The organism is Desulfopila sp. IMCC35008 (assembly GCF_010646885.2).
GTDB lineage: Bacteria > Desulfobacterota > Desulfobulbia > Desulfobulbales > Desulfocapsaceae > Desulfopila.
In genome coordinates this window covers 2,739,820-2,753,492 of sequence record NZ_CP050700.1, presented here as the reverse complement: position 1 = coordinate 2,753,492, position 13,673 = coordinate 2,739,820, and the positions used below count along the sequence as shown (strand labels likewise).

15 protein-coding genes are annotated in these 13,673 nt (G+C 43.2%); 5 read left to right on the top strand and 10 right to left on the bottom strand.

All coding sequences use genetic code 11. The features are described from left to right. Positions 1-6: 6 nt before the first annotated feature. From GA520_RS12125 to GA520_RS12115, 3 genes are read left to right on the top strand one after another with little or no spacing between them, the layout of a single operon-like run. Positions 7-447, top strand: a complete 441-nt coding sequence (locus GA520_RS12125; RefSeq protein ID WP_163339832.1) for a hypothetical protein — start codon at positions 7-9, stop codon at positions 445-447. After that, positions 386-760: a DUF3417 domain-containing protein gene (locus tag GA520_RS12120; RefSeq protein ID WP_370362772.1), complete on the top strand. Its 375-nt coding sequence runs from the start codon at positions 386-388 to the stop codon at positions 758-760. The genes GA520_RS12125 and GA520_RS12120 overlap by 62 nt, the downstream gene beginning before the upstream one ends. Before the next feature lie 2 nt (positions 761-762). Then, the gene (locus GA520_RS12115; protein ID WP_163339833.1) at positions 763-939 is read left to right on the top strand and encodes a site-specific integrase; all 177 of its coding nucleotides are present in this window, start codon (positions 763-765) and stop codon (positions 937-939) included. 180 nt (positions 940-1,119) lie between these two features. On the opposite strand, the gene GA520_RS12110 is transcribed toward GA520_RS12115, so the two are convergent. The 5 genes from GA520_RS12110 to GA520_RS27165 all read right to left on the bottom strand — a co-directional run bounded on the left by GA520_RS12110 (position 1,120) and on the right by GA520_RS27165 (position 4,372). Then, the gene (locus GA520_RS12110) at positions 1,120-2,526 is read right to left on the bottom strand and encodes a GGDEF domain-containing protein (protein WP_163339834.1); all 1,407 of its coding nucleotides are present in this window, start codon (positions 2,524-2,526) and stop codon (positions 1,120-1,122) included. Positions 2,527-2,529: 3 nt separating this feature from the next. Next, a complete protein-coding gene (locus GA520_RS12105) occupies positions 2,530-3,036 on the bottom strand; it encodes a hypothetical protein (protein ID WP_163339835.1) in 507 nt (168 codons plus the stop codon). Between the two features lie 411 nt (positions 3,037-3,447). Then, on the bottom strand, positions 3,448-3,579 hold the full coding sequence (locus GA520_RS12100; protein WP_255494420.1) for a hypothetical protein: 132 nt from the start codon (positions 3,577-3,579) through the stop codon (positions 3,448-3,450). Next, complete coding sequence (locus GA520_RS12095; protein ID WP_163339836.1) at positions 3,569-3,856, bottom strand: integration host factor subunit alpha; 288 nt, start codon at positions 3,854-3,856, stop codon at positions 3,569-3,571. Before GA520_RS12095 ends, GA520_RS12100 begins: the two co-directional genes overlap by 11 nt. 42 nt (positions 3,857-3,898) lie before the next feature. Further along, the gene (locus GA520_RS27165; RefSeq protein ID WP_163339837.1) at positions 3,899-4,372 is read right to left on the bottom strand and encodes a PilZ domain-containing protein; all 474 of its coding nucleotides are present in this window, start codon (positions 4,370-4,372) and stop codon (positions 3,899-3,901) included. Between the two features lie 969 nt (positions 4,373-5,341). Between GA520_RS27165 and GA520_RS12090 the strand changes: the two genes are divergently transcribed. Then, on the top strand, positions 5,342-5,581 hold the full coding sequence (locus GA520_RS12090) for a hypothetical protein (RefSeq protein WP_163339838.1): 240 nt from the start codon (positions 5,342-5,344) through the stop codon (positions 5,579-5,581). Positions 5,582-5,872: 291 nt separating this feature from the next. Here the strand turns inward: GA520_RS12090 and GA520_RS12085 are convergent, their stop codons facing one another. The 4 genes from GA520_RS12085 to GA520_RS12070 all read right to left on the bottom strand — a co-directional run bounded on the left by GA520_RS12085 (position 5,873) and on the right by GA520_RS12070 (position 11,713). Next, entirely contained in the window at positions 5,873-9,049 is a 3,177-nt protein-coding gene (locus GA520_RS12085; protein ID WP_163339839.1) for an efflux RND transporter permease subunit, read from the bottom strand. Continuing rightward, a complete protein-coding gene (locus GA520_RS12080; RefSeq protein WP_163339840.1) occupies positions 9,050-9,964 on the bottom strand; it encodes an efflux RND transporter periplasmic adaptor subunit in 915 nt (304 codons plus the stop codon). Between the two features lie 482 nt (positions 9,965-10,446). Then, positions 10,447-10,995 (bottom strand): peroxiredoxin-like family protein, encoded by a 549-nt coding sequence (locus GA520_RS12075; protein ID WP_263657637.1) that lies wholly within the window; start codon positions 10,993-10,995, stop codon positions 10,447-10,449. Between the two features lie 166 nt (positions 10,996-11,161). Then, positions 11,162-11,713 (bottom strand): class I SAM-dependent methyltransferase, encoded by a 552-nt coding sequence (locus GA520_RS12070; protein ID WP_163339842.1) that lies wholly within the window; start codon positions 11,711-11,713, stop codon positions 11,162-11,164. Positions 11,714-11,992: 279 nt separating this feature from the next. Between GA520_RS12070 and GA520_RS12065 the strand changes: the two genes are divergently transcribed. After that, positions 11,993-12,385 (top strand): c-type cytochrome, encoded by a 393-nt coding sequence (locus GA520_RS12065; RefSeq protein WP_163339843.1) that lies wholly within the window; start codon positions 11,993-11,995, stop codon positions 12,383-12,385. Between the two features lie 202 nt (positions 12,386-12,587). Here GA520_RS12065 and GA520_RS12060 read toward each other — a convergent pair whose 3' ends face one another. Beyond that, positions 12,588-13,628, bottom strand: coding sequence for an ATP-binding protein (locus GA520_RS12060; protein ID WP_163339844.1), 1,041 nt, complete (start codon positions 13,626-13,628; stop codon positions 12,588-12,590). Positions 13,629-13,673 lie beyond the last annotated feature (45 nt).

Sequence of the window (13,673 nt, the reverse complement as noted above, 5' to 3'; positions counted from 1 at the left end):
CGACACATGAGAAAACGGCAGAAAGAAGCACTGTTGGTTGCCTTTTTACATGAAAAAATACGCTACGAAAGACTTGGGGAATATATTACACGTCTCATCAAAGATGACCCTCTGGCTCCGAAGCACAATTTTCACACAATCACGTATCGCGTCAAAGATGAAAGAAGATTTATAGAGAAAATAGACAAAGAGAATACAAGTCCTGAGGGGATTAATTCACCGATCACCGTAAAAAACTTCCAGGAACGGATTGGCGATTTACTGGGGATTCGGCTCATCTGTCTGCGTCTTGCCGATATTAAAATTGTTGAGGCATATTTTCAGTATCTGGTCACCATAGACATCACCATCCGGAGCTCTCTCTTCACTCAAAGGACTGACGGACTTGGCGTTGGATCTGCGTTGGAATTGGAATCATTGCGCAGATGTGCTCTGGCGGGCAATTGATCTGGAGATTTGGGAAGGTACGGAGGATCCGTGGCTGATTCTTGAGAGTGTCTCGAGAACGCGGTTGGAAACGTTGGTGCTCGATACGGCCTTCATGGAAGAATTGCAGAGCCAGCTGGCATATCGCAAAGCATATCTCAGCCAAACAAAGTGGTATGACGAAAGGTATGGAAGGGATATGCTGGGATCTGTGGCCTACTTCAGCATGGAATTCGGCTTGAGTGATGCCCTGCCCATCTATTCCGGCGGCCTGGGCGTACTCGCAGGTGATTTTCTCAAGACTGCAAGTGACCTGGGCATCTTGTTGGTGTAGAATTGAAACCTCACGATCTCAGGCGTCATGCTGCGACGTATGCTTCACGGTCAGGAACACCAATAGAGATCGTCAGCAAGGTCATTCTGCGCCATGCTGACCTCACCACGACCCAGAGGTACCTTGGAAAGGTCAATGATACTGAAGCAATCAGGTGGATAGAAACACTGTATGGGTAGGTGATCGTATCAGGGCGGGGACGGCTCCTCGCCCTTGAGAGCAACAGGATAGTGTAAATATCAGGTGGAAATGGATTCTCAAGAGCTTCCCCTTACAAATCTCAACGCCCGATACGAAAGTAATCAATCATCCGATGGTAAGAGAATGGAGCAGACTTCTCGCCTCTTAATCTAGAAGAATCAGGAAGAGAGAAACGCTATTCGGTTTCTACCATTTTGTTTTGCTTCGTAAAGTGCTTTATCTGCGTTATCAAGCATTGAGAGAGCATCTACATTATCATCCTCTGTCACTTTCATGCATGCCCCAATGGAAATTGTCACAACACCATAATTGCTATTGTCAAAATGCTCTATTTGCAAACTTTCCACATTGGCTCTAATTCTTTCTGCAATTGACATAATTTGCTCTCTATCCTCAACAGACAAAACAACAGAAAACTCTTCCCCGCCTAACCGAAATGCATAATCACCTTTTCTTTGTAGAGAATTATTAATGGATTGCGCAACCTTCTGTAAGGTCAGGTCTCCGGCATTATGCCCATATTTGTCATTGTATTTTTTGAAATTATCTATATCCAAATATAGAACACCGATCTTCTTTTCAATAGGCCTAGTCAGCAAATGAGAAAATATCTCATCGAAAGCCCGCCTGTTTAAAAGCCCTGTAAGTGGGTCATTTTTACTCAGTTGTTCTAGTCGATTAACGTAATTTTTCATTTGCGCCAGCAAATTTACGAATGATCGAGAGAGAGTGCCAATTTCATCGGAGCGGTCTGCACCAGGAACGTTGTTAACTTGAAGAGAATCAAAATCATTAGCAATATAATTAGACAATTTATCAAGTGGATTTGTTATCTTATATGATAAGAAGCCTAGCAATACAACTGAGAGTAGTATAGTCAAAACAGATTCGAGCAGAACAGATCTTAAAATACCTTTTTGAATTTCTGAAATTTCAGAAATATCATAAACAAATGATATTTCACCACCATTACGATTCGTTGTAGGGAGTGAAATGAATAATATTTGTCTTTCAGAATCTATAAATGTCTGAGACTTTGCAAATAGATTTTCAAATTTCTCTTTAAATTGCTGGTTGAATTCGTGGTGAAGGAAATACTCCTCTTTTGCATCAATAGCTCGCTGAATAAGAAATTCAACTTTTACGTTATCTTTCTTTGGTTTCAACAGTATCTTTTTTAGTTTGTCTATCTGCTGTGTAAGTTGATCTTCAAACCCCTCTGGGTAGAATGCTCGCCAGACTTCTCCTATCTCACTATCATACCTTGCAATATATTTTGTTGAACTATAATCGCTTATTCCTTCGGCTTGTATACAAAGTAATTTGTCATTTCTCCTGAGTTCATCCTTAAACTCAGGAAGTTGTACGTTTGCATAGTTCTCGCCAGAGATGGCTAAGGAGAAAGTACTGACAATTGAGTGAGATGATGCAACATGGAATGCCTGAACAGTCCCTTTGTAATGCTCCATTTCATTGTTGAAATGATGGTAAGACAAACCTCCAATTAAAATTACAATCAAAGCGAAATGAGAAATGAATATCTTTGCTTTAATAGAGAGTTTCATAAATTACTTAAAAATCTCTATAATTGGAGTCGCACAGGTTCCATTTTTACATATATCGGCATAACCTTCATGACACTGATAACATGCTTTTATTTTTAAAGATGGATGTGTATCACTGATATCTACACCGTCTCTGTTGTAAGTTCCGTAAAGAGGTTGACCGGCCATATGCTCAGTAACAAAGACAATATCTTGATCTTCATAGATAGCAACGGCCGTAATGCCGTCAGGATAAGGCCCATGAGATTTATACAATTCAAGTTTATCCTCAGGAACAAAAATATTGAGTTTTGTCCCTTTTCCATTATTAATCCAGTTGTATTTTTTTACAGTTTCCTGCAAAAAAAGAGGCGTCTCTTCTGGCAACACTACATCTTTGCCAGGAATTACACTTTGCTTTACTAGGATCATTGAATCAATATTTTCAGGAAAAGAAGCAATTGATTCAGCACAGGTGAGCGATGGGAATAAAAGCAGTAAACAAATCAACAACGATAATTTTTTTCTCATAATATTCCTTGAAGTTAAGTTCATCTCAGTCAAAATTTCCATGCCCACAATTAGTGGTTACGTAACTCTATAAGTGTCGTATTAAAAGACTAAAGTCCAGGTTGCCTCCATTATGACAGTACTTTCCTCCTCTCCGCTACCCTCACATGACCAAGTACCAGAAACCATCAAGTCAGTTTTTTTTTGAAACACATGTTGTTGCAATGGTAGAGGGTGTTATTGACAATGTTAACCGTTTAAGCAAAACCGCAAATTAGGACTATTCCTGTTTCTCTTGAGCCACGTCTTTGCAAGAAGTTGCTCCATTTCGACCAACACCTTTGGAAGATACTACTCTCTAACCACCCAAAGTGTAACTATTGGCAAGTCAAAGAGTGGGGTTGTTCAGGATGATCTTTAAGAAACCTGCACTCACATCGTTCCGGCCCACCAGGGTTTCAGGGTCCAGACGATAATGGTGACCACCACGATTGCCAGGGTTACTCCAAAAATCATTAACTCTCTATTCGCTTTCATACCACGATGGGTGATATTAGCTTTCATTCACTTTGGCTCTTAATAAGCCAGAAGGATGAAAAGTAACAACTTGCCGGGCATCCAATATGAGATCTTCACCGGTCTGCGGATTCCTGCCCTTTCGAGGTTTTTTGTTCTTCACGTTGAATTTCCCAAAGCCACTAATAAGCAGATCATCACCTGCAATGAGTATGTTTTTTGATAAGCGAAGAAATGACTCAACGGCCCTAACCGCATCCCTCTTGGTTATCGTTTCATGTTCTTTGTAAACGGCTTCTGCAAGATCAGCTTTTGTCAGTGTCATGATGTTTTCTCAAGTACTTATATTGATAAATTCAGAATCGGCCTATTTCCTTAAGTAAAAGCCTAATTCCTTCTGGTATTCTATATCTTTGAAGAACTCACAATGTACCCGGTTCCCGATAGTCGATTTGACAACATATTTCTTTATTACTTCAGTTTTATGGCGATCATCAAGGGTGAACATTGCAATTCCTCGAACGCCTTCTGTGAAGAACTCTGCACAACCCACTTGAATACACATTCCACCCATTGAAAGGTCGGTCAATATGACCTTTTTACTCTCACCGTCTCCGGGTATAATCGTACATTCACCAGCAAGGTTGACATCTTTTCGAAAGAACCTTCTGAATTCAAGAAAGAGATTAAACTGAGTATTACACTTGCATCGAATCTTTATTTGGTGCTTTTTATGGCGATATCTATTGATAGGGATACTTTTCTGAAAACCACATTCAGGACATACCCAAAGTGAGGTATTGTCGGGTTGGACATACGTTTTTGTGACAGTTGTTTTCATTATTAATATATCCGCAGTTATCAACCTCCTACAATGTGATATATGTACACTCTGTGATCTGAAAACTCTAGTAAAGAAATGGTAAGTCGGACCAAGATCGATAATTATGAGGCAATGGCAACCATTATCTCTTGTGGGTTTTAAATACTACTTTCCAGTCAGTCAGAAAAGCCACATAGTTTGCACGACCACAAGGATTCAGCATGATGGTTAATAATCGTATAGAATTATTCACTGGACAATAATTTACGGTTGGTCAACTCCACTGTTGTATCGTGCAGTGTGGATCGAAGATATTTCCTGCCAGGATCAATAGCTTGGCAGGATCGTCATGTTAACCTCGTTCCCGTGCAGGTCGTCCCTGCACTCAATTGTACTCTCAGCAAAAACACCTGAACAAGTTGCTCCATTTCTGGAACTATAGGCGAACTCACATTCGTGTTTATAGCATAAAAGTAAGTGCTGAGGCTCTCTGCCCGGCATAACTGACGTATCGACAAGTTAAAAAGAAAAAAAATTGGGGGCTGTCCCTTCTAACACCTGAAAATGAGCATGAACATAGAAGTGCAGAAGCAGTTTAATTTTCTTCAGAAGTTGCTGGTAATGTTAAACTATCCGTCAAAATGCTTATCTACGGCGGTTTTCAGTGACTCTCGAGAGATCAAATTGCCAATTCCTCGTGTAATTCGCTAGACGAGCCAAGAAATATATCAAGTTGAAGTTGTATCCAGATTTTAAGAGGTATTACCTGCCAATCCCAGTAATTCATCAATGACAAGATCCTAGAGTATTATTTTCAATTGTAACACCTGCCACCATTCCTTTTCAAAGGTGGTGTAAGTCAATTGCTTACCGATAAACCAATATATACCACAGTTGTCCATCGCTAATAACTACTGTATCTTCCATGTCTTTGGGGAAATGTGTAAAACTATTTTAATCATTTGCTTCTGACTGGATACAGTTAAAATGAAACAAGTACTAGGAAGATTTGAAGTTGTCGATAAGAACAGACTTTCTCGATCTGTTACAGTCAGTCAGGAGAGCTTTATCGACGTAAATGGCGTAGTGGTCAACCATAGAAAGATTTATACAATCGGTGATCAGGACGGAGAGGAGTTGGTCCCTGCTGAAGATCCCACAATATACTTGCAACAAGATGGCTCCTGGCTTAAAAAAGTTGGGCCAATTGAAACCGGAAACTTGTAATCGTATAGGATTAACCAGTTTCAAGTTGAAGATTAGTCGTGCCAATGAGAAGATTTCAGGCTATTGGTAAGGTTTACCTTCTTCCTGGCAGATAGACCAGACTAATTCATTGAAACTAATCAGAGATGGAGCAACTGCAAAGAAGAGCTTCCAAAGATAAGTTACAATAGAATTGTCATATGAGACTACGATTTGAGGCTATAAACTGTCAGATCAAATTTTGATTTCTAAAGATAAATATAGTGAAAGACACTACAGGCGGGGGTCTATCAATACGTATGTTAACCATAATTACTCCCTGTGTATCAATGTGTCTGTATGTAAGGAGTTTCTGCCGACCAGGATGTACCAGAGGACCGGAACGATAATAATCGTTAGGAGCGTTGCCGTACAGAGCCCTGTGACAAAGGTCATGGCCATGCTGCCCCAGATTGTTGAGTATTCCGGTATGCCGAGCGCCATAGGGAGCAGTCCAAGGGTTGTCGTAACAGTGGTCAGCAGAATTGGCCGTAGCCTGATAGCTGTTGCCTCCTGTATCGCCCTGCGACGTGATTGTTCCTGCTGGTAACATTGGTTGAGAAAGGCGACCAGAACGAGCGAATCGTTTACGACGACTCCTGTCACACCGACCACCGCGACAAAACTGTTAATGGTAAAGAGCGTACGGCTAGCAAATGTGCCATATATCACACCTATAATTGCAAAGACTACTGCTGATATAATGATAATCGGCTGGAGATATGATCTGAACTGAGTTGCCAGAATGAGGTAAATGAGCAAAAGGGCTATCACAAAAGCAAACATCAGGGATCTGAATGACTCCTGGGTTGATTCATGCTCACCTGCAAAACTCATTACAGTACCTGGAAATCGATCTTTTATTTCCTTATAATATGCGCGGGTCTTTTTGATCACCATAGCTGTAGAGATGGGTGCACCGGCGCTGATGTTTGCCGTCAGGGTAATTGTCCTCTGATTCTGAAAGCGATTCAGGTATCCTGGTTCCAGAGAAAATGACGGGTAACAGATATCACTGAGTCTGATTGTCGATTCGGCCCTGTCGATAATTGGAACCTCCAGCGCATCTACCAGCTGGCTGTTCTCCGGCAGATCAGATTTGAGCTTGATATCAATTGATTCGTCTGCCAGGTGCATTTTGCCAACATATGCACCATCGAAGGCAGTAGCCGCGAGACGAGCAACATCCTCAACCAGCAGGCCGTATTCTGCTGCCTTCTCCTTATCAATCTTTACCCTGAGTATCCGACTGCTGGTCCCGAGGTCGTTTTGCAATTCCTGTAGCCACGGATGAAGTGTCTGATCCTTCTTGAGGAAGTCTTCAATTAGTGTTGCCAGGGCTTTAATATTGTCCTCATCGGTGCCAAGGACCCGAATGGTAATGTCTGATCCGGAAGGGGGGCCGTCCTTTTCCGGGCGAATAGAAATTTTGGTGTGTTCCGGGATAAGCGGAGTTAGCTTTTTCCTTACATAATCAAGGTGAGCGATGACATCATTGGTCGGATAGTCGGTAAACTTCCTTCTGTTTGAATCCGGGAGGGTGACAGCAACGTGACCGAGATGATTGCCGTATTGCGGGGAAAAATCCTCGTTTATGTAAAAACCTGCAAATCCAAGGGCCGACTCATGAACCGAAGGTCCTTCTTCCATAATCTCCCTGGCAACCTGTTCTACCAGCTTATTGGTGGTTTTAAGAGGGGTTCCTGACGGTCCGGTAAGCTCAACATAGAAAAGGGCGTAATTATCAGGGAAGAACTGAATCCTCATGAGGTTGGTATACCCAAGCAGTGAACTCAGGAAGATAAACAGTGCTCCTCCCAAGCCCAGCATCAAGAGAGTCAATGTTGTGTACTTCAGGCGCATGGTCAATTCGATCAGGGGCATGACCGATCTTCGAACGATACGCATTATCGGGCCTTCCTTTGCCTCATGATCCGGGTCTGTGACTGAAACAGTTATTCCAGGCCCGAATTCCAGGTAATGGATGGGGAGGATCAATAAACATTCAAGGAGTGAGGCAGCCAGGGCAAAGGTAATAGTTTTAGGCAGGATGGCAAAAAAATCCCCAACCATGCCGGTCATGATGAGCATGGGTAAAAAGGCAACGGCTGTGGTCAGCGTCGCTGAAACAACCGGCAGGAACACTTCAGAGGTTCCGGTAATGATGGCATTTCTGACAGAAACTCCGGATTGAACGTGTCTATATATATTTTCGACGACAACAATGGCATCATCAACAATAATTCCGGAGACCAGGACAAAGGCGAATAACGAGACTTCATTAATCGAGTTGCCGGAGAGATACATGAATATGATGGTCACCAGAAACGCAAAGGGGATACCGATGGTGGTTAGGCATGCATTGCGCAATCCCATGAATTTCCAGATAATGAGGCAGACCAGAATCGTGCCAAGCAAGAGATTGACGCCGAGCACCCGTATTGAGTCGTGAATTTTCCTGCTGGAATCCTGTGTTACTGTCAATATAAAGCCCTGTCCCTCATAGGAGGGGGTGAGCTCCCCGATAAGGTTGCGAACATCGCGGGCTATGGCAAGTGCATTACCCGTCGAGCTTTTCAGGACTTGCAGTGTTACGCAGTCGGACCCGTTGACTGATGCCATAATTGAAGGGGACCTGTAGCTGAAATAACCGGCCTCAAGTAGTTCACCAAGCAGCAAATAGGATCCGTCATTGTTCGCACGTATAACGGTATCATTAATGGTGGCCTGGTCGCGAAATTGCTCGTCGACCTTTACCACGAACTCTCCATAAGGCGTCTCTGTATGCCCGGCCGGGATTGAGATGTTGGTTGCCTGAAGAGCATCGATAACCTGGCCTATAGTAGCGCCATGACTCCTCATTTTCTCAGGTGAAATGAGTAAATGGTATTCCCTGGCGAAGTCTCCGGTCAGCCTGACTTCCTTAACTCCCTCTATCTGGCGTAACGGGATTCTCAGTTCCTCGGCAACAAGCGTGAGACTCCTGTTGGACACATCTCCGGAAATGTTGACGCTGATTGTTGGAAACCAGTCATTTACGTCAAGAAAATTGAAAACAGGTGGTTCGGGGAGATTCGGCAGTCTGTCCAAAATGGAGAGAACCTGTAACCGGACTTCGTTGAAACGTTCTCTATAATTACTGTTATCGTTGAACTTGATCACAATATTCGATCGTTCTCGATAGCTTACAGATCGAACGAAATCGAGCTCTTCCACCTCATCTATTGCTTTCTCAATTTCCTTGGTTACCAGTGTTTCGACATCCTCAGGGGAGGCGCCCGGCAAATAGGTGTTAATGTACATCTTGCCGAATTCGATATTCGGGTACCGTTCAACAGGCAGATGGAAGAGGGTGAAAGTGCCAACCAGAATCAGGATAACGAAGAGTAAATTAAACGCAACTCGTTGATAGAGGGTAAATGATATGAACCTCTCTATCGGCTTCTGCATCTATTCCCCAGAGGGCGTTGTCGGGGCGGGTGAGTTACGATAACGCTGGCCCTCTTCAAGCTGTTTACCGGAAATAATCGTTGAGTTGCCATCTTCTGTGATACCGAGCACTATTACCGGGATGAGATCGCCTGTCGATTTTTCTAACCAGTGTGTATCATAGCGGCGGAGAAGGGCACTTGCCGGTACGAGGAACGTTTGTGTGACAGTCTGACTCTCTATTACCAGTTCTGCCCGCATGCCACCTCTAAGTTGATGACCTGCCAGATCAGAATGTGAGGCATCAACCTGAATTTTCACCTCAATCTTTCTTGTCTTCGGATCGAATACCGGGGAGCTAGTGTATATTATACCCGGAACATACTTCTCAATATCCGGGAGATAAAGTTTGAGTTCAGTGGCGCGTAAGAGCGACTGCAGTTCTCGAAAGGTTACCGAGAGAGGTATGAGAAGTCTGCCGAAGTCACCAAGCCGGGCAATAGGCTGGCCCGACTGAACCAGCTCTCCAGCATCGATAAATTTCTCTATCACAACCCAACCCGGCGGAGCCGTTATTGTGTGACGGTTAAGTTTCTCTTCCAGTCTTTCCTTTTCGTTATCAAGCTTTTTCTGGGCGATTCTATGAAGATCCGCAGCAAGGCGAACTTCATCAAGGCGAGCTTGTGGTGTTGACTTTTGAGCAATGAGGCTCATATACCTGGCGAGCGTTTTCTCTTCCTCGATGAGCTGGCGTTCAGCTTCTTCTCTTGCCAGCAGGTTTGCCGTCAGGTCGAGTTCGATAAACGTTGAGTCAATTCGGGCTACAAGCCGATTATCTTGTATTCTATCACCTGTATCGGCAAGCATAGATATGCATTTACCGGTAATTTCGCTTGATACTGTTATCTGTTTGAATGGCTGGGTATAGCCGGTCAATGTGACACTTCTATTGTAAGGACGTAAAGTTACTTGTCCCGTGTCGGTCGCGAATGCGGAGCAAGAGAGAATAACAACGGAGAAAAATATAGAGAAGGCCAGGCCCCCTGATCGCAACAGGTAAGTCTTCCTTTGATGTATCCTGTTTACACGTAAGGATTCTAATTCGTCAGCAATGCCTGGATGGTTTGTTGAGGTTTGCTTGAAAGAGGTATACCCTTTTCTGCAATGGTGAAACAATAAAAGACAATGGTGCTGGATAGTCCTGTACATAATGTCAGTTTTTATCTATTTGCCTGTTTCAGTATGCATAGATTTCGAACACCCTCTTCGGTACGTTGAAAATTACCACTACACCTTCTTGGAACAAACCGCGTTTTTATTTTTGGAAACAATCTTTTAGGCCCATGCAGTCATCATACAATACCAGTGTCGCCTGGGTCAAATTTCACAGAGGTAAAACGTATATATCTCTGTGAAATTCAGTGCACAGTATCCAGGAGCTGGGAAAGTGGTGGATGGTCACCGGCAATCTTCTCTTTAAAATGATAGAGTATTAGTCCTTTAGTGTTGATGGTTACGGCCCCGCCTAACTGCATCGCATCTCCTTGCAATGAACCCGGTAGTGTACCGGAAAATAAGAGTTTCGTCGCATCTGTGAGAGATTTCAAACCTATCACTTTCGTGATACCGGAGTCGAAATCAAGAAGTTTGTAGGCTTTACGTTCCGGATCAGTGTAAAGTTCCCCGGTGTATCCCGTCTTTTCCCTCAGCTTCCTGAAGTGTTGTGTGCCACCATTACCGATAACCACCAATCGAAAACCTCGCTCCCTGAAAGCATGCTCATTTTCTGCCAGTTCAGCGACCTGCTGACGACAGAATATTCACCCGAAATGTCTCACAAATACCAGCAAGGAAGTCTGTTTTTCCCAGAATGACTGAATCTGAATACGAGACTCATCTTCTGCCAGAATAAAGTGTTCCGCAAACATTTTTGTAACTTGTGTACCCGTAAGATTTTGGTCTGTCATGGTTGTTCTCCTCACTGTCAATTCAGTTCCCACACTACATCCACCCTTCCTTCCCATCTCAGTGTTGCGACTTTCATTTTATCCTTATAATATCATATTATTTGCTTGCGGTAAAAATGACAGTCGCCTCGATTTTGCCCAGAATGGTGTGTTTCAGGATCGATGACTATTTAGTCATGCCCCATATGAAAAAGAGGGGATCAGACAGTTGTGTCGTTCGATAGTGCTTATCATCAATGGGTCTGGAGAGACCCCTGATTGATTCGGTTTGCAGGTTTTTAAATAACCCACTTCGTATTAAGAAACCAAGTACCATACCTTGTCGTTCAAATGGGTGAAGATGACTCCAGGGTTGTATCTGCTTTCCTGGAAACCAACGGTTTGAGACTGCTATAGCGCAAAGCCCACCTGGCCTCAACACTCGCGCGACCTGGATCATGATTTCGTATGGTTGAGTGAGGTACTCGATGGACACGGTGCAGATAACTGCATCGAAACAATTATCATCAAACGGCAACAGGGGGGATGAATTAAGATCATGAACCACATGGTCAGTTAGCATTGCATTAGCTGCAAGCTCTGTTTTATTCAGTCCCAGACCGGTTATTTCACTATCCACAAAATCCGGAGGGAGATGGGAGTCATGGCTACTCATCAGGTCGAGAATGGCTGCACCAGGTTTAAGGATGCGGGAATAAAACGTACGAACCTGTTCCACTTCACAGAAAACTTAACTGATGCTCTTTGGGCAGGCTGCATAGAAGATCTCCAATGGGTATTTCAGCCCTGTCTTCCTGGACTGTGAAAAAATAATCTGTACAGTATAAGATTAAGGCTGGGTGCAGAGTTTGCTATAGGGGTATTTAGGTGGCAAGTTGACAGCTAACAGTGACATGTTTAATGCTGTACTCGTTATGGTGATAAGTGTTTATACTTTTTCTATATGAAGCTTAACCAACATATTACAAATATTCCGTGACCAATATCGGAGGGAGCTATGATCTCACCCAAAATACAGGTGGTAGTATTGGGAATAATTGCCACAGTAGCCATTGCAGGACTTACTGGAGCCCATGAATGGATGGCCCCCCAAAAAGCCGGAAAAATAGAAAATCCAGTTCCATATGGAAATGAATCGGTTAATAGGGGCAAAGAACTATATTTGGACAACTGTGCAGCCTGTCACGGTGAAAATGCCACAGGACAAAAAGCAAAAGAGATTGCTCTCAGTAAAGACGCTCCGGATTTAAGGAAACGGTTGGCTACACATTCTGGCGGAGATTTTTTCTGGAAAATTCAAGAAGGAAGAGGAGAAATGCCATCGTTTAAAGATGATCTTGAACCTACAGAGGTATGGGACATTATCAACTTTCTCAAGACTAAGAACTAGCTGCATACAGTAATAGTCTTAGCCCTGCGATCGCTTATGCTATTGGGCGAATGCCACATCAGGTTATTGTAACGTCGTCTTCGGTGATGAAGTATGTAATAGGGCCAGCATAAAAATTTTAGTTGCAGGAGGAACATCTGGAATTGGCCTCCTTACTGTTATTTTGATAATTCTAACGATCCTATATGTAACTATGATTTTATTATGTTGAACCCAACTGCTTCATCCTCGCAAATTCGTCAATGTTATTCTGCTCACTCTCTCGTGGTACAATTATTTTGAAAATTGCGCCTGAAGGTGACCCAGAAGCATAAACAAGATCTCCACCATGATCTCGTAACACTTTTCTACCGGCAGCCAGCGCAAGGCCACTCCCATGTTTTTTGGTTGTAAAAAAAGGGGTAAACAACTTGTCCAGATCTTTTTCAGAAACTCCTTTACCTTCATCAGCTACTTCCAGCTGACAGGTATCTCCCCCCCTTCGGGAACGAAGGAATACCTTCTTTCCACGTTCAGAAACTTCAAGGGCATTATCAACAAGACTGTGGATGGTACGTTCCAGCGAATCACTGACTATCATCGTTGGACAACCCACAGGATCCATTTGCAAAACCAATTCAATTCCTTCTTTTCTGGCCTTTTGCTTATAGTGATTATAGCTGGCCTCAAGCAAAGTATTGAGGTCAGTTGAGAGAGCCTGCTGCTCTTCTTCCGGTATATAGCGTGAGAGTATTTCAACAAGGTGATGGAGTCTTTTTATTTCCTGTTTGAAATTTCCCTCTTCACTAGCATCCTTTAGACCTGAAGCCCGAACATGAATCGTATCCAGACTGTTTACAACATCCTTGATCTCAAAACTGAGTGTGGCTGCGGCTCTTGCCAATGCTGTTACTCGCTCTCCTGCAACGAGTTTTTCATGCTGGCCTTGCTGTCTGTCTCTCAACCAACCAATAAGAAATGAAACGAGTAAATACATAGCAAGCTGTGCCATGATAATCGGGGTCATTGATGGGGTGTGCTGCCCTTCATGATTCAGAACAAGGGGAGCATATATAATACAGACAACAAAAGCCACGACCAGACCAGGCCGTAAACCAAACCAAAAGCTAGCCAGGATAATTGGAATAAAAAACAACTCACGGTGCAAAATATGCAGCCCATACTCCGATTGAACGGTTTGCATATGCAGGAATGAAATGGCAAGGATAAGTACGAAAACTATAGTGCCTTTGAAATATGTCATATATCATCTCCAGGGTATCACTCATGTGTTTGAGTATGACTTGCA